Below are 20,863 nucleotides of genomic sequence, written 5' to 3'. Positions count from 1 at the left end.
CAGCGATCATGTCCGCCCCACAACGATGGCCAACTTTCCCGGAGCGGCGTAGGGCACCGACGGAACAACTGGCGCCGCATATCCCAGCGGATAAGCCGGCCTCTAACCGAGCGGGGTGTATGCGCTATAAACCGTCGCATCGCAGGCCCCGAGTGTAGCGGCGCAGAGAGCGAGCACGACGGAACTCCTGGGACTGCACGTCATCCGGTTCTCGCTGCCAACACACGTCATTTGCTGGCGCTTGTGAAGCCGGAAGGAGGCCCCATCGTGGCACCGCTCAGGCAGGATGTTGGCGAGATTGCCATCAGTCTATCACTTCCGGGTGCCCCAGGTCCTCGTCCAGTGACCACAGTGTAGGTGCCCTTAACTTAGAACTGCCGACGGCCGGGGTGCGAGCGAGCCCAGAGTTCGAGCCCAGGCTTCATTGTCCCGTGGTGGACACCCCGGCGGAGGGTCGTTTGGCCGGCCGCACGCCTCATGCGGAGTGCCTCTGGTCCAGCCTCCTCGGTCAGGTCGCCACACGGGCGCCTTACGTCTCCAGCGGCGCGGATCCTGCTCGTTGGCCCCTATGTCGACTGGAGCGGTTGGTCCGCTCTCCTCCCTAAGCGCCATTTCTTAATTAGCAGGCCAGGTCCGCTTTCGGGCGACCCACCCCGCAACGCAGATAACCGAGATGGGCGCGAAGCTGCCCATCCTGTGTTCTTACTTGGAACATCGCATCGCCCCCGAAGCTGGGCCTTACGGGACAGAAGGTGAGGGCGGGAGGGGTCGGCGGCCGGCAGGACCGCCTTGTCTCACGACCTCCGGAGCCCAGTGATTTTCCTGCGCGCCGGTAGGCATCGCATGTTTCATGACGTCCGTGAGCAGCCGCCGGAGAGCGGTCACCACACGGGAGGATCACCTATGCACCGTCGTTCTTTCCTAGGCCTTGCTGCCCAGGCGCTTGCCATTCCCGCCATCGCCCGCGCCCAGGGATATGGCCAAGGCCAGGGCGGGTTGCGCTACCCAGACCGGCCCATCCGCTTCATTGTCCCTTTCCCGCCCGGCGGCGGCACCGACGTGTGGGCCCGCTTGGTGGCTGAGGGCATGCAGACCGAACTCGGCCAACCGGTCCTGATCGAGAACCGTGCCGGCGCTGGCGGAATGGTGGGGGCAGAGGCCGCTTCAAAGGCCGTGCCGGACGGCTACACCCTACTCTACAACATTACGACACATGTGCAGGCGCCAGTGACTTTCCGCCCCTTCCCCTACGACCCGGTGCGTGACTTCTTCCCGGTAGGACGCCTCGGCACCACCGCCATCACCTTTTGTATCGGGCCGACCGTGCCGGCGTCTGTGACGACGCTCTCCGAGTTCGTGGATTGGGGCCGCGGGCGCGAGCTTGCCTTCGGCAACTACGGCCAAGGCTCGACAGGGCACGCTTATGCCCTGCTGCTGGCGCAGGAGGCACGGCTTCGCGTGACGCAAGTCGCTTACCGGGGCGAAGCGCCCATGCTGCAGGACCTGCTGGCCGGCAACTTCCACGGCGGCTTCCACAGCATGACGGCCTCAGGTGAGATGATCCGAACGCGGCGTATCCGGCCGCTGGCAACCGGCGGGGCAGATCGTGTGCCGTCGCTCGCGTCCGAAGTGCCGACGCTTCTCGAGCTTGGCTATTCCCGCCTTTTCGACTTCACAGGCTTCACTGGCCTCTTCGCACCGGCACGGGTCCCTCAGCCCATCCTGGATCAGTTGACCGCTGCCTTCCGCACGGTCGCAACTAGCGCAGAGATGGTGCGACGGCTGCGCGCCATCGACACCGTTCCCGGCTACGAGGATCCGCCGGCGTTCCGCAAGTCGGTCGAGCGGACCCTCCGTCAGTGGGAGGAGCTCGCGCAGAGCCTCGATCTCTACGCCACCGGGTGACAGCAGCAGGCCTTCCGATTTGCCCATGTGGCATGCCGTTGAGAATGCTGCGGCGGTGATCAGCGGATATGAGCTGCAGGGAGCAACGGCAATAGAGCAATGAGGCGTTGGCATGGCACCTCTCCTGATCAATAGCTCTCCAGCGCCGCAGCCGGCGGGGCATCGCTTTGGGGATCGGCTCCCGCGGCATAAGCCCTATGTTCGATGAACAGAAAGCGGTGCAGCGCGGCAAGGCTGGCGATGCGAGGAATCGTACGACGCAGGTCCTCCATTCTTGCCACCTCCTTCGCGCGTCGTGCCTCAATGCCCACCTCCGTTAGGCCAAAATCCGGGACGGTATGATAGTCCAGGGTGTAGGGCGGATCGGCTGGGGGAAGGCTGAAGACCCAGTCGAAGATCATCCGGGTCCGTGGCATGTGGAACTCCGAGTTCACTACCAACAGCCGCCGTAGACTGGCGGGATCGGTGTGGATTACCCGGGCGAAATAGGCGTTTCCAATCGTGTCGAGGGATGCCGTCTCAGCCCAGATCCGAGCCGCCGGCACGCCGCGCGCCAGCAGGATCTCCGCAGCGGCAACCGATTCCAGCACCGGAAAGCCCGCAGCATCGAGTGGTGGGGCGCGATGGACGGTGTGGGCACTCAGCGGATGATGGGCGCCTCGCCTGCCAGGGCTTGGGCCGCCTCTGATCGGTTCAGCACGAAGGGGGGAAGGGTGCCGCCTGGTCGCAGGCCACCCCCGGGCACAAGGACTGCGTCATATTGTTGCATGGGCCTGAGCATAATCGGAAGGCGACGCGAGACCAGTCAGGTCTGACGCGTCTTTGCCGGCTGTCCTATGCCGAGGCTGAATCGCCTCCACCTTGGCAATCAAAGTTCCGCTCTATTGCCTACGGCCTTCCGGCAATGCGTTGGCCAGCCGCTAGCGGCAGGACTGTAGGTTTGAAACTGGATGCGGAGTAGTTATCGCTCACGATCCTCAGGGCCGGCCTCGCCCTTTGAGTCCTCCTCCACCCGTGCCGCCGCGGCTTCCGTTGCAGCGCGCTCGTCGCCGCCGTAGCCTGCCTTGGGCACCGCCTCGCCCGCTTCGCCGGCGTCGCTGGAGGTGGGAGCTCCCTTGCTCTTCTCCTCCGCAGTCCAGCCGGGCTCCCCGGTTCCCTTCTGCTTATCGTTCGGCATCTTTGGCTCCTTGAATAGATAGAGCGAAAGATTGGACGTTGGGGGCAGTTCCGATGTGTTGTGCGGCCGGTCACACCGCGGGAGCAAAATCGTAGCTCCCATTATCGGTACCATCGAGGTGCCTGGATCGGATCAGCTGTGCGGCTATGGTCCGGGCGACCTCCTGCAACCAGAGTCCAAGCCGCTCCTAACGGGGCTCCGGAAAGTGCAAGAACTTGGGGGCAGAGAAGCCGATTTGGTTCACACCCTCGGCCGGCAGGCGATGAACACGCTGAAAATCCAGACCAAACTGCGCTCCAGCGAAGTGGTTCGGATAGGAGCGACAGGATGCGCGGAAGCCGACTGGAGGCAGTAAGCGCTTCGGACCATTGGCCCCAACCGCAGCTGCGTCGTCCTTGTCATCGACGAAATCGATCAAACGCACTGCGTCAAATCCTCTCCTGCCGAGCCTGAACACTGTGCTGCCACTCCCCGGCGCGACGGTCGAGAAGCTCACCCCGCAAGTTGCCCAATCGGTGGCCGCAAGCCATGGACCACGAGTGCCGGCCCGCCTACCGTCGGCAACATCCCTACCCGGCACGACCGCGTCGGGGTATCTTCGCTTCTCAAGGCGGCCCGGATGGAACACCAGCGCACGCTTCCCTGGCCGTACCGCAGACGCGACGAGCCTGTAGCGTGACTTGGCTCCTGTTACTCATCGTCTGGCTCTGCTGGGGTCTCAGCTATCCCTTTATGGCCTGGACGCTGGAGGCGGTAGACCTGATCACCGCCCGCCTGCTGGCTAATGCCGGTGCCGGGACCTTGCTGATGTTGCTCTGCCTGCGCGCCCCAGGCCAGCGTATCCTGCCGCACTGCGAGGAGTGGCGTGGCGTGCTCGCGCTCAGCTTGCTGATCATGGTGATCTTCCCCTTCGCGCTGATTGCCGGCGTGATGCTGGTCGGACCGGGTCAGGCCGCCATCCTGAACTACACCATGCCGCTCTGGGCCTCGTTGCTCGCGGTGCCGGTGCTGGGCGAGCGGTTGGACCGCCGTACCCTGATGGCACTCGGCCTTGGGCTCGCGGCCGTGCTGCTGGTGCTGGCAGGCACTACGGGAACCGAGGGCCCAAACGGGCTTGGCGTGGCGCTGGGTCTGATGGCGGGCGGTACCTTCGGCGCAGGTACGGTGCTCAGCAAGAAGTTGCGCTTCCGCAGCCCCGTGCTGCTGATCACGGCTTGGCAGCTGCTGCTGGGAACGCCTCCTGCTCTTATAGTGTGGCTGTTGCTACAGAACACGACCTACCTGCACCTGGATGCCGAGCGCGGACTATTCGGCCTATTCTACATGGTCGTCTTCGCCAACGCCCTCGCCTACGCAGCGTGGTTCCCCCTAGTGGGGCGGCTGAAGGCCAGCGTGGCCAGCCTCTCGCTGCTGGTGGTGCCCTGCATCGGTGTTGCCAGCAGCGCGGTGCTCGTGCAGCGCGCGATTGGCCCCTTCGACCTAGCGGCCCTGGTCTGTGTGTTGGGCGCGATCGCTCTGGTAGTTCGGCGGCCCGCAGTACCGCCAGTGGCGGAGACGCATCAGCAGGCCGACTGAGCGATGCCAGCGGTATCCGCCAGACGGATAGGCCCCGCTGGAATTGAGGCAGTTGGTTTCTTGAGGCCCGCAGAGGGCGAAAGCTTGGGAGCGGAGAGACTGATTGGGTTCGCAGCTTCGACCGGCAGGCGGTCGCCACGCTGAATATGGTGCAAGCATCCCGTCCGAAAATCGTGCGATCTCAATGTGATAGAGCTTGAGAGTTAAATCGTCCTACCCTCAAGGTCCGGAGACTCTCTGGCACTTCGGAGAGAAAACCCGGCTCTGTTCCGCCGCTGCACCATCAAGGTTAACGCGGAAACCCAAGCCAAACCTGCGCCTCAGCGCGATGCCCTAGTCGGGAGAGACATGTTGTATTGAGACCGAATGGAGCGGGCGAAGGGATTCGAACCCTCGACCCCAACCTTGGCAAGGTTGTGCTCTACCCCTGAGCTACGCCCGCACCGTCCGGCGAGGCGCCCGTGTACCACAGTTTTCCTGGCGTGCAACCCCCCTCTTGCCGGGACTGGACGCGCGCCCCGGCGCGGGTCACGCTTCGACCAAAAGCGGGAGGAGAGCAGCATGAGCAGGCGCGGCAAGGGCGTTGGCAGCTTCGCCGAGGCGGTGGCGGATATCCCGGATGGCGCGACCATCGCTTTCGGCGGCTTCGCCGGGCCGGGCACCCCCTACAACCTGACCAAGGCGCTGCTGGCCCAAGGCGCCCGCCGCCTCACCTGCATCGCCAACACCACCGGCGGGGCGCATCAGCCACGGATGCCGGATATCGGCATGCTGGTGGAGAACGGCCAGGTGGCGAAGGTGGTCTGCGCCTTCACCGCCGCCACCCGTCCAACCGATGTGCTGCCCTTCACTCCCTTCTACGAACGCGGCGAGGTGGAAGCCGAGCTGGTGCCGCAGGGCACCCTCGCCGAGCGGTTGCGCGCGGCCGGCGCCGGCATCCCCGCCTTCTACACCCCGACCGCGGTCGGGACGGAGCTGGCCGAGGGCCGCGAGACGCGGATGATCAACGGCCGGGAGTACCTGCTCGAATACGCCCTCCCCTGCGACTACGCGCTGATCCGCGCCTGGCGGGCCGATGCGGCGGGCAACCTGCAATTCCGCCTCTCGCAGCGAAATTTCTGTCCGCTGATGGCGATGGCGGCGAAGACGACCATCGTCGAGGTGGAGGAGCCGATCCTCCCCACCGGAGCCCTCGACCCGGACCAGATCCACACCCCCGGCATCTTCGTCCACCGCCTGGTGCCAATCCCGCCAGCGCCCGAGGCACTCTGGACCGCCCGCCGCCAGGAGCGCACGGCATGAGCGCCACGACGAGCAGGGGCTGGGACCGCCAGCAGATGGCCGACCGCCTGGCGCGCGAGTTCCAGGATGGCTGGATCGTCAATCTCGGCGTCGGCATCCCGACGCTCTGCTCCAACACCGATATCGGCGACCGCGACATCACCTACCACGCCGAGAACGGCGTCATCGGCTACGGCCCGGTACTGCCGCCGGGTCAGGAGGACCTGCATCTGGTCAATGCCGGCGGCCAGAATGTCTCGCTGAAGCCAGGCGCGGCCATCATCCACCATGCCGACAGCTTCGCCATCATCCGCTCCGGCCACATCGACGTGACGGTGATGGGCGCCTATGAGGTCGCGGCCAATGGCGACTTCGCCAACTGGAAAATGGGCGGCACCAAGGGCGGCGGCATCGGCGGCGCGATGGACCTCGCCGCCTGCGCGAAGCGCGTCTTCATCATTCTCGAACACACCACGCGGAAGGGCGAGCCGCGGCTGCTCCGCGCCTGCACCCTGCCGGTGACGGCGCGCGGCGTCGTCACCCTGGTCGCTACCAATCTTGGCCTCTTCGCCCCGTCGGGCGAAGGCTTCGCAATGCGCGAGCTGGCGCCGGGCGTCAGCTTCGAGGCGGCGCAGCAGGCGACGGGGGCGCCGCTGCTGCCCGCATAAGGCGCGCGGTCAGGTCGGCCGCAGCGCAGGGCACTCGCTCTCGGCGGCAGGGCGGAAGGCCTGGTCGCCGGGGATGGTCTTCACCACCTCGAGCAGGTCCCATTCGCCGCGCGACTCCGCCGGACGCTTGGCTCGCATCAGCAGCATGTCGCGGATGATGCGGCCATCCTCGCGGATGCGGCCGCCCTTGGTCATGAAGTCCTCGATGGGCATCTCGCGCATCTTCGCCATGACGGCGGGCGCGGCATCGGTGCCCGCGGCCTTCACCGCCTTCAGGTAATGCGTCACCGCGCCCCACATGCTCGCCTGGAACATGGTCGGCGGCCGGCCGTGGAGCCGCGCGAAGCGGGCGGCGAAGGCGCGCGATGCCTCGTCCCTGTCCCAGTAATAGGCCTCGGTGAAGACCAGGCCCTGCGCCGTCTCCAGGCCGATCGCCTTGACGTTTGTGAGCAGGCAGAGCAGCGCCGCCGGCTGGATGCCGCGCCGGATCAGGCCGAACTCGCCCATCTGCTTCACCGCGTTGATGAGGTCCGTCCCGGCCACTGCGAGGCCCAGCACATTGGCGCCCGATTGCGCCGCGCGCAGCAGGTAGGTGGAGAAATCCGTCTCGTTGAGCGGCGCCCGCGTGGTGCCGACCACCTCGCCGCCCAGCGCCCGCACCGCCTCGATGCCGTTGGCCTCCAGCGAGTGGCCGAAAGCATAGTCGGAGGTGATGAAGTACCAGCGCCGCCTGCCCTCGCCGATCATGGCGGAGACGGTGCCACGGGCGAGGGCGTAGTTGTCATAGGTCCAGTGCAGCCCGTTCGGCGAGCAGGCGCGGCCCGTCAGCTCCGTCGTCCCCGCCGCGACGGAGATGTTGATGCGGCCCTTCTCCCGCGTCAGCTGCTGCACGGCCAGCGCCACGGCGGAATTGCCGATGCCGAAGATCGCATCCACTCGCTCCTGGTCGTACCACCGCCGTGCGATGCCCATGCCGATATCCGGGCGGTTTTGCAGGTCGCCGAAGACCAGCTCGACCGGGCTGCCGAGCACCTGCCCGCCGAAATCCTCGATCGCCATGCGCGCGGCGACGACATCGCCCATGCCCTGCTGATCGGCGAAGGGGCCGGACATGTCGTCCAGCACGCCGAGCTTCACCACCCCGTCGGATGCCTGGGCCAGGGCGCGGCTCGCGGGCCAGATGGCTGCGGCAGTCAGCAACGCCACCCGTCGCGGCAGGGTCGTCCCGTTCTTGTTCATCCTGGATGTTCCTCCGCTTGATGGGGCCTTCATCGCGCTATTCCCGCGGCCGCCCCGAGCATGCAGACTGTCCCACAGCCGGAGGAACGCCGCCATGAGCCTGCATATCGACTACTACGCCTCGCTGAATTCGCCCTGGACGCATCTCGGCGCGGCGCGGATCGAAGCGCTGGCGGCGCAGCATGGCGCGAGCCTCCGCATCTGGCCGGTCGATTTCGGCACCATCTTCGCCGGCTCCGGCGGCCTGCCGCTGCCGAAGCGCAGCCCGCAGCGCCAGGCCTACCGCCTTCAGGAGCTGGCACGCTGGCGCGAGGCGCTCGGCATTCCCATCCAGATCAAGCCGAAGCACTTCCCGGCCAAGGAGCTGCCCGCTGCCACCTGCGTCATCTCAGTCCGCGAGACGATGGGCGATGCCCCTGCCATCCGCCTCGCCCACCGTATCCTGAAGGCCTGCTGGGAGGATGAACTGGACCCGGGCGATGAGGCGACGCTCGCCCGGCTGACCGATGAGGTCGGGCTCGACGGGAAGGCGGTGCTCGAACTCGGCCAGGAGCCGCGCTGGGCCGAGATGCGCGCCGCCGATAGCGAGCGGGCGCTGGCCCGCGGCGTCTTCGGTGCGCCCACCTATGTCATCGGCGATGACATCTTCTGGGGCCAGGACCGGCTGGAATTCGTCGCCCGCCGGCTGGCGCGCGGCTGATGCCGGAGGGCGAGGCCGGCCGCTCCGTCCGACGGCGGGAGGATCTCCGCTTCCTCACCGGCCAGGGGCGCTATGTGGGCGACATTCCCGTGCCAGGGGCACTCCATGGCGTCGCCCTACGCTCGCCGCATGCGCATGCGCGCATCCTTGGCCTCGATGCCACGGCGGCGCGGGCCATGCCGGGTGTCCGGCTGGTGCTGACCCATGCGGACCTGATGGCGGAGGGCATCGGCCCCCTGCCCTGCCCGGCCGTGGTGGCGACCGTCGCTCCGATCATCGTCCCTCCCCGCCATGCCCTGGCCGGCGAGGCCGTGAGGCATGTGGGCGAGGCCATCGCCTTCGTCGTCGCCGAGACCGCCGCCCAGGCGCGCGATGCGGCCGAAGCCATCGCCGTCGACTATGTGCCGCTGCAGGCGGTGGTGGAGAGCCGCGCGGCGCTCGCCCCCTGCGCACCGCAGATCTGGCCCGAGGCGCCGGGCAATAAGGCCTTCCGCTTCGAGCGCGGCGACAAGGCGGCCGTGGACGCTGCCTTCGCCGCGGCCGCGCATGTGGTGGAGCTTGACCTCGTCAACAACCGCGTCCATGCCGCGCCGATCGAGCCGCGCGGCGCTGTCGCCCGCTGGGAAGGCGGGCGCTTCGACCTGATGCTGAGCGGCCAGGGCGTGCACGGTATCCGCCGCCAGCTCGCCCGCGACGTCTTCCACCTGCCGGAGGAGGATTTCCGCCTGCACTGCCCCGATGTCGGCGGCGGCTTCGGGCTGAAGAACTTCCTTTTCTCCGAATATGTCTGCCTGCTGCTGGCGGCGCGGCGCCTCGGCCGGCCGGTAGCGTGGACCGCCGACTACACGGAGGAGTTCCAGGCCGCCGTCCATGCGCGGGACCTGCGCGGCCGGGCGCGCCTCGCGCTCGATGCCGAGGGGCGGTTCCTCGCCCTGCATGCCGACCTCGCCGCCGATATGGGCGCCTATTGCTCATCCCACGGCCCGGCCTGCCCAACCAATTCCGTCTCGACGGCGATCGGCGGCGTCTATGCCATCCCCGCCATCCGGCTGGAGGTGACGGGTGCCTTCACCAACAGCGCGCCGGTCGATGCCTATCGCGGCGCCGGCAAGCCGGAGGCCAACTACCTCACCGAGCGGCTGGTCGAGGCCGCGGCGCGCCAGCTCGGCATGGACCCGGTCGAGCTGCGCCGGCGCAACCTCGTCACCCGCTTCCCCCATCGCAGCGCGCTCGGGATGCTGATGGATACCGGCCGCTTCGTCGACAACTTGGCGGAGCTGGAGGCGCTGGCCGATCGCCCCGGCTTCGCCGCCCGGCAGGCGGAGAGCAAGGCGCGTGGCCGGCTGCGCGGCCTCGGCATCGCCTGCTTCCTCGAGACCTCGCGCGGCGCGCCGCATGAATGGGCGGCGGTGCGCTTCGCGGCGGATGGCATGGTGGAGCTCTGCCTCGGCACCCAGTCCAACGGCCAGGGGCATGAGACCAGCTTCCCGCAATTCGCCGCAGCCCATCTCGGCCTACCGGCCGAGCGCTTCCGCCTCGTCCAGGCCGATACGGAGGCCATCCCCTTCGGCAACGGCCATGGCGGCGCCCGCTCGCTGCATGTCGGCGGAACGGCGCTGGTGATGGCGATGGATACGGTTCTGGAGAAGGCCCGGCCCATCGCCGCCCATCTGCTCCAGGCGGCGCCCGAAGCGCTGGACTATGCGGAAGGCCAGTTCCGGGTGCGAGGAACGGAGCGCAGCGTGGCGCTCACGGCCGTCGCCGAGGCGGCGCGCGACCCGGCCAACCTACCCGAGGGCACCCCGCCTGGGCTGGACGCCGAGGCGATGAACCTCTCGGAACTCGTCGCCTTCCCCTCCGGCGCCCATTGCGCCGAGGTGGAGATCGATCCGGAGACCGGGCAGGTGGCGCTGCTGCGCTATCAAGCGGTCGACGACTACGGCCGCCTCATCAACCCGCTGCTGACGGCGGGGCAGGTGCAGGGCGGCCTCGCCCAGGGCATCGGCCAGGCGCTGCTGGAGGAGGTGGCCTATGAGCCGGGCTCTGGCCAGCTTCTCTCCGCCTCCTTCATGGACTACTGCATTCCCCGCGCGGAGGACCTGCCGCCGCTCGAGGTCGCCTTCGGCGAGTTGCCCACCCTCTCCAACCCGCTCGGGGTGAAGGGATCCGGCCAGGCGGGCGCGATCGGCGCGCCGCAGACCGTGGTGGTGGCGGTGCTGGATGCGCTGGCGCCACTCGGGATCACCCATCTCGACATGCCGCTGACGGCGGAACGGGTCTGGCGAGCGATCGGCAACCGCGTCAGATGACGAAGTTCAGCGGCTCCACCACCGGCCGCTTCACCCCGGCGGCGGCGGCGCGCTTGATGAGGTCGGCGACGGTCAGCTTGGTGAGATGGTCGCGGCAGAGACCCTCCATCTCGCTCCACAGCGGTGCCACCACGGCGGCCTGAAGCCGTCCCTGGGGCGCATCCGGCGCGCCGTCCTCGTCGAGAGCGGTGGAGACGATCTCGGCGAGGCGCAGGTCGCGCGGCGGCCGGCCGAGGCGGTAGCCGCCCTTCGGCCCGCGGATGCTGTCGAGCAGGCCTGCGCGGGAGAGGGATTGCAGCACGGGCTCGATGCCTCGTCGGGCCTGGCCCAGCCGCTCTGCGATGTCGGCGGCGCTCACCGCCTCGCTCCGCCCGGCATGGAAGGCGACATCGAGCATGATGGCGATGGCCGTCATCGCCCTTTCGCGCCGCAGCAGCATCCGCACACCTCCCCTGGCGATTCAACGCCCTGAGACCGTGATATGCTGATGCCTGACTGCCGGCAAGGCCCGGACCGCGTAAGGCGGTCCGGGATGTTTCACGCTTAGTCGCGCGTCAGCGTTGCCGCCTCAGGGCCCTTCTTGCCCTGGACGACCTTCATCACCACCGCCTGGCCCTCGGCCAGCGGGGTGAGGCCGCTGCGCTCCAGCGCCGTGGCATGGACGAAGACATCGCGCCCGCCACCTTCGGGGGAGACGAAGCCGAAGCCCTTCTCCGGGCTGTACCACTTCACCGTGCCGCGCATCTCCTGCGCATCGCCCTGCGGCATGAAGCCACCGCCGCCGCCCGGGGCGCGGGGCGGACGTGGGCCGCCGAAGCCGCCACCCCCACCCGCGCCATAGCCGCCGGACATGCCGCCGCCGCGCGGGGCCTGGGCCTCGCCGGGGCTGGTGATCTCGATCACCTCGGTCACCTGCTGGCCCTTCTGCCCCGGCCCGGTGCGGACGCGGAGCCCGGCACCCGGGTTCACCGCATCGGTGCCGGCGCGTTGCAGTACCGAGACGTGCAGGAAGGCATCGCCCGAGCCATCGCCCAGCTCGACGAAGCCGAAGCCCTTCTCGGGGTTAAACCACTTCACCGTGGCCTTTAGCTCCGGCCCGGAGGCGAAGACGGAAGGCGTGCGGGCCATGGGCGGACCGCCGCTGGAGAAGCTGGGCGGCGGCGGGGCCCAACCGCCCGGGAAGTCGGGTGTATCGTCGTCGAAGCCGCGCTTGCGGGGCTTACGGGGGCGCCAGCTCTCGTTCTTGGCCATATCGGAAACTCTTCGGTGCTCCTGAAGCCATGCCCCTTCCTTGGTGCACGGCCCGCCGTCCCGGCCCGTGGGGAACCGAGGTCTGGCGATTGCCAAAACTCGCGGTACAGCGAGCCGCGGTCAAGTGGCAGTTCGACGCGGGAGCGATGGCGGGGCGATAAATCGACGCAACCTCACCTCCTCGGCATGCTGAACTGGTAGGGCGCGGCCGTCGTGACCAGCGGGTCGAGCGCCAGGCGATGCTCCAGCGGCGGAAATGCGCGGCTGCGGCAATCGAGCCGGTCGCAGAGCCGGCAGGACAGACCGATTCCGACCATCGCCTTCTCCAAGTCGAGCCCATCGCCATAGACCACCTCCGGCGCACGCGAGAGGTCGCAGCCCATGGCGACCACCTGCACCGCCGCCGGCTCGCCCCAACGCGTCGGCGCGCCCTGCACGGTGCGAGCGAAGCACAGAAAAGTACCGCCATCGGGCAGTTGCGCCAGCTGCACCCGCACCTGGCCCGGCATGGCGAAGGCGTGATGCACGATCCATTTCGGGCAGCTGCCGCCGAAACGAGCGAAAGGGAAGCCCGCGGCACTGAACCGCTTGTCGACATTCCCCGCCGGATCGACGCGCAGGAAGAAGAAGGGCACGCCCCGCGCTCCCTCGCGCTGCAAGGTGGTGAGGCGGTGGCAGGCTTGCTCGAAGGAGACGCCGAAGCGCGCCGCCAGTGCCTCCACATCATGCCGCAGGCTGCGCGCGGCGGCGGAGAAGGCGCCATAGGGCATCAGCAGGGCGCCGGCGGCGTAGTTCAGCAGGCCGATGCGGATGAGCGCCGCCGCCTCCGGGCTCGACGGCTCGAAGCTGCCGAGCGCGGCCTGCACCGCCTCGCCCGCCTCAAGCAGCATGAGTTGGAAGGCGAGGTGGAAGCCGCGGCTCTCGCGCGGCAACGATTCCGAGAGGTCGAGCCGCCGTCCCTGCGGATCGTAGCGGCGCAGCGTGCCGGGCAGCGGACCGACGACGACGGTGAGGCCGTGGCGCTCGCGCAGCCGCTGGGCGACGGCATGGTTCATCTCGGAGGGCAGCGTCGTGCGCATCTCGGCGGCGATCGCCTCCGCCTTCGCCTCCAGCATGGGAAAATGGTTGGCGCGGTCATGGAAGAAGTCGCGCGCCTCCTCCGTCGGCAACAGCAGGCGGCGCCCGGTCGGCAAGGCGATGCCGCCGCTGTCTTCCCGTGCCACCCGCCAGGCGCGATAGAGCGCCAGCATCGCCCGCCCGGCATGCGGCGCGCTGCCGGCGATGGTGGCGATCTCGTCCTCCGGCACCTCGTCGAGGCCAAGCAGCGGGTCGGAAAGCACCTCGCGCAGCCCGGTCTCCAGCGCCTTCTCGCGGATGCCGGAGAGCGCGGCGATATCGACCTGCAAGGCTTCGGTCAGTTTGATGAGCAGGCTGGCGGTGACGGCGCGCTGGTCGTGCTCGATCAGGTTCAGGTAGCTGGCCGAGATGCCGAGGCGGGCCGCCAGCGCCTGCTGCGCCAAGCCCTTTTCCTGCCGCAGGCGGCGGACGGTGCGACCGATCAGCGGACGTGTCACGCTTCACACCTTTTACATTTTTCGCCGCTTTCCTGTGAGAGCACCGACAGGTTTGCAGCCTCGTAAGCGATCTAGGCGCTGAACTCCGGCCCGGCAATGTGAATTATTCACTCGTCCAACGAGACGTGATGGACTGGAGACACGAATGCGCCAGACACCTGCCCCCTGCTTCGCGCCCGATGGCAGCCTCGGGGGTAAGCAGCCCGACCCAGGTCGCTTCGAGGGCATCCGCCGCGACTTCACGCCAGCCGATGTCGCCCGCCTCGCCGGCAGCTTCCGCATCCAGCACACGCTGGCCAACCGGGGCGCGCGGCGCCTCTGGCAGCTGCTGAAGACCGAGCCCTATGTGAACACCCTCGGCGCGCTCACCGGCATGCAGGCCTTGCAGCAGGTGAAGGCGGGGCTGAAGGCCATCTACCTCTCGGGCTGGCAAGTCGCCGCCGACGCCAATACCGCTGGCACCATGTACCCCGATCAGTCGCTCTACCCAATCGACAGCGTCCCGAACGTCATCCGCCGCATCAACAACGCGCTGCGCCGCGCCGACCAGATCGCGGTGCAGGAGGGCAAGGGCGACGACACCCACTACATGGCGCCGATCGTGGCGGATGCGGAGGCCGGCTTCGGCGGCGCGCTCAACGCCTATGAGCTGATGCGCGCCATGATCGATGCCGGCGCTGCCGGCGTGCATTTCGAGGACCAGCTGGCCTCGGAGAAGAAATGCGGCCATCTCGGCGGCAAGGTGCTGGTGCCGATCCAGCAGCATATCCGCACGCTGAACGCCGCCCGCCTCGCCGCCGATGTCGAGGGCGTCCCCACCGTCCTCCTCTGCCGCACCGATGCCGAGAGCGCGCAGCTGCTGACCGCCGATATCGACGAGCGCGACCAGCCCTTCATCACCGATGAGCGGACGCCCGAGGGCTTCTTCCGCATCAGGCCGGGGATGGGCAAGCAATACGCGATCGCCCGCAGCCTCGCCTATGCGCCTTATGCCGACCTGCTCTGGTGGGAGACCTCCGACCCCGACCTCCAGGATGCGCGCGACTTTGCCGAGGCGATCCAGCGCGAATTTCCAGGCAAGATGCTCGCCTACAACTGCTCGCCGAGCTTCAACTGGCAGCGGAAGATGGGCATCGAGGCGGCGACGGTGTTCCAGCGCGAACTGGGTGCCATGGGCTACAAGTTCCAGTTCGTCACGCTGGCCGGCTTCCATAGCCTGAACCTCAGCATGTTCAAGCTGGCGCGCGGCTACAAGGACCGCGGCATGGGCGCCTATTCGGAGCTCCAGCAGGCGGAATTCGCCGCCGAGGCGGAGGGCTTCACCGCCATCCGGCACCAGCGCGAGGTGGGCGTCGGCTATTTCGACGCGGTCGCCACGGCGGCGGGCGGCGGGCAGTCGAGCACCACGGCGCTCGCCACCAGCACCGAAGCCGCCCAGTTCCACGATCACGCGCCGGCGCGCGAGCCCGCGCCTGCGAAGTGAGCACCTGGCCCCGCGCCGCGGTGCGGGGCCCCCCTTCCCCCGACCCGAGAGGAGGACGTCCCATGTCCAACGACGATTACGATGACGGCCCGGTCCATTCCCATGGCTGGGCGGCCGAGCCGATGCCCTGGCGCGAGGAAGCCCCGGCCGAGCCGGAGCCCCGCCGCATCGCCTTGGCCGATGACTGCTACGACGACGGCCTCGTCCATGAGCATGGCTGGGCCTGCTCCGAGCGCGGCCGCGAAGCGCACATCTAATCGACGAGGCCCGCCGCCAGGTTCACCGCCGCCGCTACGATGACGGCGTTGAACAGGAAGGAGACCAGCGCGTGGATCAGCGTCAGCTGCCGGAGCAGCCGGGCGCTGACCGCGACGTCGGAGGTCTGGAAGGTCATGCCGACGGTGAAGGCGAAATAGAGGAAGTCGTTGAAGTTCGGCTCCTCCTCGGCTTCCGCCTCCTTCGGGAAGTCGAGGCCGCGTCCGCCCATCTGCCAATACTCATGCGCGTAGCGCACCGCGAAGAGGTGGTGCACGAAGCCCCAGGAGAGGGCGATGGTCAGCAGGGCCGGGCCGATCTCCTCCGGCCCCGGCTTTCCCTCGGCCGAGGCCAGGTACCAGAACACCGCGACGAGCGAGGCGATGGCCGAGGCCAGGCTGGCGCAGAGCACGGCCGTCTCCCCTTCGTCCAGCTCCTCGGCCCGGCGGCGGATCATCTCCGGCGTTGCCCGCTGCATCCGGGCGAAGGTTGGGATCGCATCGGCGAGGACCGCGACGCACCAGCCAGCCAGCACGGCGCTCGGCACCTGCAAGCCGAGCAGCCAGCCCAAGCCGCCGGACAGCAGGCCGAGCCCGGCCGCGGCCCAAAGAATCAGCCGGTTGCGCAGCCAGGGCAACATTACCCTGTTGCACCGAGCGCCCGGGCGAAGACTGCCGCATCGACATTGCCGCCGCTGAGGACGATGCCGCAGCACCGGCCACGCGCCTCCAGCTTGCCGGCCAGCAGCGCCGCCAGCGCCACCGCCCCGCCCGGCTCGACGACGACTTTCAGATGGTCGAAGGCGAAGCGCATGGCGTGGAACACCTCGGCCGGCGTCACCACCAGACCGCCGGAGAGCAGCCGCCGGTTGACGGCAAAGGTCAGCACGCCGGGTCGCGGCGCCAGCAGCGCGTCGCAGAGCCCGTCGCCCTGCCCGTCATTCGCCAGCCGCTCCCCGGCGGCGAGGCTGCGGCGCGTGTCGTCCCAGCCCTCCGGCTCCACCGCCCAGACCTGCGCACCGGGCGCCAGCGCCTCCATCGCCAGGGCGCAGCCGGCCACCAGCCCGCCGCCGCCGGTGCAGACGGCCAGCGCATCGAGCGCGAGGCCCGCCGCCCGCGCATCCTCCACCAGTTCCACCACCAGCGTGCCCTGGCCGGCGATGACATGCGGATGGTCGAAGGGGGGGATGAAGGTGGCGCCGCACTCCGCCACCAGCCGGGCGGCGAGCGCCTCACGATCCACGTCATGCCGGTCGAAGAGCTGGATCTCGGCGCCCCAGCGCCGCGTCGCCTCGCGCTTGATGACGGCGCCGTCCGCCGGCATGGCGATCACCGCCGGCATGCCGAGCATTTGCGCCGCACAGGCCGTCGCCTGCGCATGGTTGCCCGAGGAATAGGTGACGACGCCGCCGCGCCGCGCCTCGGGCGGCAGCTGGAGGGCGGCATTCAACGCGCCACGGAGCTTGAAGCTGCCGGTCCGTTGCAACGGCTCCGGCTTCACCAGGATGGTGCCGCCGGTCAACTCGTCGAGCAGCGGGTGGCGCAGCATCGGGGTACGAAGGGCGAGGCCACGCAGCCGGCCGGCGGCAGCCTCGATATCGGCGAAAGTCGGGAGGTCCTGCATACCGCCATGCTCGCCCCCGGGCGAGATGGCGGCAAGCCGGGTTCAGATATCCGGGCTTTGCGCCCCCGGCCGCTGATCGCCCTGTGCCTGCTCGGCGATTTTCCCGCCATTGGTCTCGAGCGCCCGGGTCGCCTTCTCCACCTGATCGTCCTCGATGAGCAGCGAGACGAGGATGCCCTCGCCCCCGCCATGGCCCCGATCGAAGCCGTGATGCGATTCGCTGCGTCGGTCCTGCGTGCCGGCGGTGGCATTGTCCGCCCCGGCGGCCTGCACCTGGATTCGGTCACGCGGGTAGTCGAGTTGCTGCACGAGGGTCTCGACCGCGCGCTCGGCTTCCGCGCGCGAATCGAACAGGCCAGTGATGGTACGCATCGGGACGGTCCTTATGTCACGGATTGTCGCCCAAACGGCCGGCTGCGCCCCACGTTCCCGCCACATCCATTACCCCCCCGTTGTCAGCGGGTCAGGGCTGCGCCACAGTCATGCCCGGGGCCGGGACAGGTCCGCGACAGGGATGGTGCGGGATAACCCCTCGCCCGCAGGGGAAGGACGACAAGAATGACAGGCAAGGGAATGACCCGGCGCGGGGCACTGCGCTCGGGTGCCGGCGTGATCGCGGCAGGGGCTCTCGGCGCCCCGATGGTTCACGCCCAGGGCACGGGCGGCAGCCTCCGCGTCGCCTTCTGGGATCACTGGGTCCCGACCGGGAACGACGCCATGCGCGCCCTGGTCAAGGAATGGAGCGAGAAGAACCGCGTCGAGGTGACGCTAGACTTCATCAACACCACGGGCAACCAGCTCCAGCTCGCCGGCGCCGCCCAGGCGCAGTCGAAGAGCGGCCACGACATCATCTCGCTCGCCCCCTGGGATGTCGGCACCTATGCTTCCGTGCTGGAGCCGGTGGATGACGTCATCAACCGCCTCATCGCCAAATACGGGCCGATCAACCCGGTCGCCGAGTATCTGGCGAAGCGCGAGGGCGCCTGGCGCGGCGTGCCGGCGACCTCCGGTACCCAGAACAAGCCGGCCTGCGTCCGCTTCGACCTGATGCAGGAGCATGCCGGCCTCGATGTCCGCGCCATGTGGCCGGCCAGCGGCCAGCCCGGCCCCGGCGCCGACCAATGGACCTGGGACACCTTCCTCACCGCCGCCGAGAAATGCGCCAAGGCCGGCTATCCCTTCGGCCTGCCGCTCGGCGCCTTCTCCGACGCGGTGGACTGGGTGGGCGCGCTCTTCGCCAGCTACGGCGCCTCGATGATGGACGAGAAGGGCAAGCCGACTGTCCGCAACAACCCGAAGCTTCGCACCGCCATCGAATATGCCGTCCGGCTCTCGAAGGCGCTGCCGAACGACGTCTGGGCCTGGGACGATGCCTCCAACAACCGGGCGCTGATCTCTGGCCGCTCGGCCCTCGTCTTCAACCCGCCCTCCGCCTGGGCGGTAGCCAAGCGCGACCAGCCGCAGGTGGCCGAGAAGTGCTGGACCATCCCCATGCCGGCCGGGCCAGAGGGGCGCTTCCTCGCCTATCTCCCCTGGACCTCGGGCATCTGGAATTTCGGCCGCAACAAGCAGACGGCGAAGGCGCTGCTGGAATTCCTCGGCGAGCGCAGCTCGGCCGAGGCGCTGACCAGCAAGACCAGCGGCTACGACATCCCGCCCTTCGAGACCATGACCGACTTCAAGATCTGGGAGACCGAGGGCCCGCCCGTCGGCACGGTCTACAACTACCCGCTGAAGCCGCACCACAAGGCGAAGCCTTCCATCGCCTTCGCCCCGGCGCCCGGCGAGTTCGCCGCGCAGATGTACGTCCAGGCGTTGAACACTAAGGTCATCGCCCGCGTCGCCCAGGGCGGCGATACGGTCGACCAGGCGCTCGGCTGGCTGGAGCGTGAATTGACGACGATCGTCCGCGGCGGCTGACGATCACGGGCGGGCGGCCGGTGCCGCCCGCCACGCTTGCTACTACCCAGGGAGGACGGATCATGGCCGCGGACGGCACTCTTGTCGCCGGCGCACCGGCAGCGGCCGGGAGCGGGCGCGCCAACACCATGCAGCGCTTCGCCAGGCGGCGGTCCACCATCGCCTTCCTGATGGCGCTGCCGCTGATCGCGCTCATCGGCGGGCTGGTGGTCTATCCGGCCGGCTATGCCATGTGGCTCTCGACGCTCAACCGGCGGATGACCGCCAATATCGGCCTCGGCAATTTCGAGATCCTGCTCGAGAGCGACACCTTCTGGATGGTGATCATGCAGTCCTGCATCTTCGCCGTCGGGGCGGTGATCGCCAAGGCGCTGATCGGCTTCTGGCTGGCGCATATGCTCCACCACATCCCGGCCAAGGGGCAGCGGAAGTGGCGCGGCATGCTGCTCATCCCCTGGGTCATCCCGCCGGCGCTGTCCACGCTCGGCTGGTGGTGGATGTTCGACCCGTCCTACTCCTCCATCAATTGGCTGCTGAACATCTTCGCCGTGCCGGCCGTGCCCTGGCTGGGCGAGCCCTGGTGGGCGCGCTTCTCGGTCATCCTGGTGAATGTCTGGTACGGCTCGCCCTTCTTCATGATCATGTACCTGGCGGCGCTGAAATCGGTGCCCGACCAGCTCTACGAGGCGGCCGCCATCGATGGCGCCACGGGCTGGCAGGGTCTGCGCTACGTCACGCTGCCGATGATGCAGAACATCATTTCCATCACCGTGCTGTTCAGCCTGATCGTGACCTTCGCCAACTACGACATCGTCCGGGTGCTCACCAATGGCGGGCCGCGTGACCTGACGCAGGTCTTCGCCTCCTACGCCTTCCAGGTCGGCATCCTGTCCGGCAACCTGCCGCGCGGCGCCGCCGTGAGCCTCTTCATGTTCCCGGTGCTCGCGGTCTTCGCCTACTTCATCCTCCGCGGCATCAACCGCCGCAACAAGGAGCAGATGTGATGTCCGCCAGCACCGCGAACACCATCGCCTCCTACACGGGAAAGAAGCTCGGCAGCCTCCGGTCGGAGCGCCGCTGGGCGCTCTGGACGGCCTATGCCTCGCTGATCGTGGCGACGATCATCTTCCTCGCCCCGCCCTTCTACATGCTGGTCACCAGCCTGAAGAGCAGCTCCGAGATCTCGAATCTCTCGGGCAATCCCTGGCTCGTCCGGGCGCCGACGCTCGAGAACTACAAGGAGCTGATCGCCAACCCGCTCTTTCGCGGCTTCTTCGTCAACAGCGTGATCATCACCCTCTGCGTCGTCGCCATCTCCATGGTGATCTCGGTGCTGGCGGCATTCTCGCTGGCGCGGATGAAGTTCTGGGGCAGCCAGGCCTTGGCGACCGGCGTCTTCCTCACCTACCTGGTGCCGGACACGCTGCTCTTCATCCCGCTCTACCAGATCGTCGGCAGCCTCGGCCTGCTGAACTCCATCTGGGGCCTGATCCTGATCTACCCGACGCTGACGGTGCCCTTCTGCACCTGGATCATGATCGGCTACTTCGCCTCCATCCCGAAGGAGCTGGACGAGGCGGCGCTGATCGACGGCGCCGGCTGGATGCAGATGCTGACCAAGATCTTCATCCCCGTGGCGCTGCCCGGCATCATCGCGGCGACGATCTTCGCCTTCACCGTCTCCTGGGCGGCCTTTGTCTACCCGACGGCCTTCGTGACCACGCCGGAGCACATGCCGCTCACCATCGGCGTCGTCTCCCAGCTCATCCGCGGCGACACCTTCGCCTGGGGTCAGATCATGGCGGGCGCGCTGATGGCGGCGCTGCCGCCGGTGGTCGTCTACGCCTTCCTCATGGATTATTACATCGCCGGCCTGACCGCCGGTGCGACGAAGGGATAAGCC

Annotated in this window: 20 protein-coding genes and 1 tRNA gene; 11 read left to right on the top strand and 10 right to left on the bottom strand. The window is 68.3% G+C overall.

Annotated features, from left to right (window positions below; all coding sequences use genetic code 11):
- Positions 1 to 903 precede the first annotated feature (903 nt).
- The gene (locus EP26_RS22555; RefSeq protein WP_052389539.1) at positions 904 to 1,905 is read left to right on the top strand and encodes a Bug family tripartite tricarboxylate transporter substrate binding protein; all 1,002 of its coding nucleotides are present in this window, start codon (positions 904 to 906) and stop codon (positions 1,903 to 1,905) included.
- 128 nt (positions 1,906 to 2,033) lie between these two features.
- Here EP26_RS22555 and EP26_RS22550 read toward each other — a convergent pair whose 3' ends face one another.
- Together EP26_RS22550 and EP26_RS22545 are read right to left on the bottom strand one after the other, a co-directional pair.
- Positions 2,034 to 2,495 (bottom strand): YdcF family protein, encoded by a 462-nt coding sequence (locus tag EP26_RS22550; protein WP_043342083.1) that lies wholly within the window; start codon positions 2,493 to 2,495, stop codon positions 2,034 to 2,036.
- Between the two features lie 371 nt (positions 2,496 to 2,866).
- On the bottom strand, positions 2,867 to 3,082 hold the full coding sequence (locus EP26_RS22545) for a hypothetical protein (protein ID WP_043342082.1): 216 nt from the start codon (positions 3,080 to 3,082) through the stop codon (positions 2,867 to 2,869).
- A gap of 675 nt (positions 3,083 to 3,757) precedes the next feature.
- Here EP26_RS22545 and EP26_RS22540 point away from each other — a divergent pair.
- Positions 3,758 to 4,657, top strand: coding sequence for a DMT family transporter (locus tag EP26_RS22540; protein WP_043342081.1), 900 nt, complete (start codon positions 3,758 to 3,760; stop codon positions 4,655 to 4,657).
- 367 nt (positions 4,658 to 5,024) lie between these two features.
- Here EP26_RS22540 and EP26_RS22535 read toward each other — a convergent pair.
- A tRNA-Gly gene (locus EP26_RS22535) sits at positions 5,025 to 5,099 on the bottom strand.
- Positions 5,100 to 5,218: 119 nt separating this feature from the next.
- On the opposite strand from EP26_RS22535, the gene EP26_RS22530 reads away from it, so the two are divergent.
- Both EP26_RS22530 and EP26_RS22525 read left to right on the top strand, forming a co-directional pair.
- A complete protein-coding gene (locus EP26_RS22530) occupies positions 5,219 to 5,959 on the top strand; it encodes a CoA transferase subunit A (RefSeq protein WP_052389538.1) in 741 nt (246 codons plus the stop codon).
- Positions 5,956 to 6,606, top strand: coding sequence for a 3-oxoacid CoA-transferase subunit B (locus tag EP26_RS22525; RefSeq protein ID WP_043342080.1), 651 nt, complete (start codon positions 5,956 to 5,958; stop codon positions 6,604 to 6,606). Before EP26_RS22530 ends, EP26_RS22525 begins: the two co-directional genes overlap by 4 nt.
- 9 nt (positions 6,607 to 6,615) lie before the next feature.
- Here EP26_RS22525 and EP26_RS22520 read toward each other — a convergent pair whose 3' ends face one another.
- Entirely contained in the window at positions 6,616 to 7,845 is a 1,230-nt protein-coding gene (locus EP26_RS22520) for an ABC transporter substrate-binding protein (RefSeq protein WP_043342079.1), read from the bottom strand.
- A 94-nt stretch (positions 7,846 to 7,939) separates the two neighbouring features.
- Here EP26_RS22520 and EP26_RS22515 point away from each other — a divergent pair, with 94 nt between their 5' ends.
- Together EP26_RS22515 and EP26_RS22510 are read left to right on the top strand one after the other, a co-directional pair.
- A complete protein-coding gene (locus EP26_RS22515) occupies positions 7,940 to 8,545 on the top strand; it encodes a 2-hydroxychromene-2-carboxylate isomerase (RefSeq protein WP_043342078.1) in 606 nt (201 codons plus the stop codon).
- A complete protein-coding gene (locus tag EP26_RS22510; protein WP_043342077.1) occupies positions 8,545 to 10,854 on the top strand; it encodes a xanthine dehydrogenase family protein molybdopterin-binding subunit in 2,310 nt (769 codons plus the stop codon). Before EP26_RS22515 ends, EP26_RS22510 begins: the two co-directional genes overlap by 1 nt.
- On the opposite strand, the gene EP26_RS22505 is transcribed toward EP26_RS22510, so the two are convergent.
- The 3 genes from EP26_RS22505 to EP26_RS22495 all read right to left on the bottom strand — a co-directional run bounded on the left by EP26_RS22505 (position 10,847) and on the right by EP26_RS22495 (position 13,679).
- A complete protein-coding gene (locus tag EP26_RS22505) occupies positions 10,847 to 11,293 on the bottom strand; it encodes an RrF2 family transcriptional regulator (protein ID WP_043342076.1) in 447 nt (148 codons plus the stop codon). The two genes, EP26_RS22510 and EP26_RS22505, sit on opposite strands and share 8 nt — an antisense overlap.
- Positions 11,294 to 11,397: 104 nt before the next feature.
- On the bottom strand, positions 11,398 to 12,105 hold the full coding sequence (locus EP26_RS38230) for a cold-shock protein (RefSeq protein ID WP_043342075.1): 708 nt from the start codon (positions 12,103 to 12,105) through the stop codon (positions 11,398 to 11,400).
- Positions 12,106 to 12,278: 173 nt separating this feature from the next.
- Positions 12,279 to 13,679, bottom strand: a complete 1,401-nt coding sequence (locus EP26_RS22495; protein WP_043342074.1) for a helix-turn-helix domain-containing protein — start codon at positions 13,677 to 13,679, stop codon at positions 12,279 to 12,281.
- A gap of 145 nt (positions 13,680 to 13,824) precedes the next feature.
- Between EP26_RS22495 and aceA the strand changes: the two genes are divergently transcribed.
- On the top strand, positions 13,825 to 15,162 hold the full coding sequence (gene aceA, locus EP26_RS22490) for an isocitrate lyase (RefSeq protein ID WP_043342073.1): 1,338 nt from the start codon (positions 13,825 to 13,827) through the stop codon (positions 15,160 to 15,162).
- Between the two features lie 62 nt (positions 15,163 to 15,224).
- On the top strand, positions 15,225 to 15,419 hold the full coding sequence (locus tag EP26_RS22485; RefSeq protein WP_043342072.1) for a hypothetical protein: 195 nt from the start codon (positions 15,225 to 15,227) through the stop codon (positions 15,417 to 15,419).
- On the opposite strand, the gene EP26_RS22480 is transcribed toward EP26_RS22485, so the two are convergent.
- The 3 genes from EP26_RS22480 to EP26_RS22470 are packed head-to-tail and all read right to left on the bottom strand — an operon-like array spanning position 15,416 to position 17,412.
- Positions 15,416 to 16,057, bottom strand: coding sequence for a DUF1345 domain-containing protein (locus tag EP26_RS22480; protein ID WP_052389537.1), 642 nt, complete (start codon positions 16,055 to 16,057; stop codon positions 15,416 to 15,418). The two genes, EP26_RS22485 and EP26_RS22480, sit on opposite strands and share 4 nt — an antisense overlap.
- Positions 16,057 to 17,040: a threonine ammonia-lyase gene (locus EP26_RS22475; RefSeq protein WP_043342071.1), complete on the bottom strand. Its 984-nt coding sequence runs from the start codon at positions 17,038 to 17,040 to the stop codon at positions 16,057 to 16,059. Before EP26_RS22475 ends, EP26_RS22480 begins: the two co-directional genes overlap by 1 nt.
- A 42-nt stretch (positions 17,041 to 17,082) precedes the next feature.
- The gene (locus EP26_RS22470) at positions 17,083 to 17,412 is read right to left on the bottom strand and encodes a hypothetical protein (protein ID WP_043342070.1); all 330 of its coding nucleotides are present in this window, start codon (positions 17,410 to 17,412) and stop codon (positions 17,083 to 17,085) included.
- Positions 17,413 to 17,598: 186 nt separating this feature from the next.
- On the opposite strand from EP26_RS22470, the gene EP26_RS22465 reads away from it, so the two are divergent.
- The 3 genes from EP26_RS22465 to EP26_RS22455 all read left to right on the top strand — a co-directional run bounded on the left by EP26_RS22465 (position 17,599) and on the right by EP26_RS22455 (position 20,860).
- Positions 17,599 to 18,960: an ABC transporter substrate-binding protein gene (locus EP26_RS22465; protein ID WP_043342069.1), complete on the top strand. Its 1,362-nt coding sequence runs from the start codon at positions 17,599 to 17,601 to the stop codon at positions 18,958 to 18,960.
- Between the two features lie 62 nt (positions 18,961 to 19,022).
- The gene (locus EP26_RS22460) at positions 19,023 to 19,964 is read left to right on the top strand and encodes a carbohydrate ABC transporter permease (protein ID WP_043342068.1); all 942 of its coding nucleotides are present in this window, start codon (positions 19,023 to 19,025) and stop codon (positions 19,962 to 19,964) included.
- Positions 19,964 to 20,860: a carbohydrate ABC transporter permease gene (locus EP26_RS22455; protein ID WP_052214184.1), complete on the top strand. Its 897-nt coding sequence runs from the start codon at positions 19,964 to 19,966 to the stop codon at positions 20,858 to 20,860. The genes EP26_RS22460 and EP26_RS22455 overlap by 1 nt, the downstream gene beginning before the upstream one ends.
- The last annotated feature ends 3 nt before the right edge of the window (positions 20,861 to 20,863 follow it).

The organism is Belnapia moabensis DSM 16746 (assembly GCF_000745835.1).
In the GTDB taxonomy this organism is placed as follows: domain Bacteria; phylum Pseudomonadota; class Alphaproteobacteria; order Acetobacterales; family Acetobacteraceae; genus Belnapia; species Belnapia moabensis.
The sequence above is the reverse complement of the archived record's forward strand: the minus strand, read 5'-3'. Positions and strand labels throughout refer to the sequence as shown.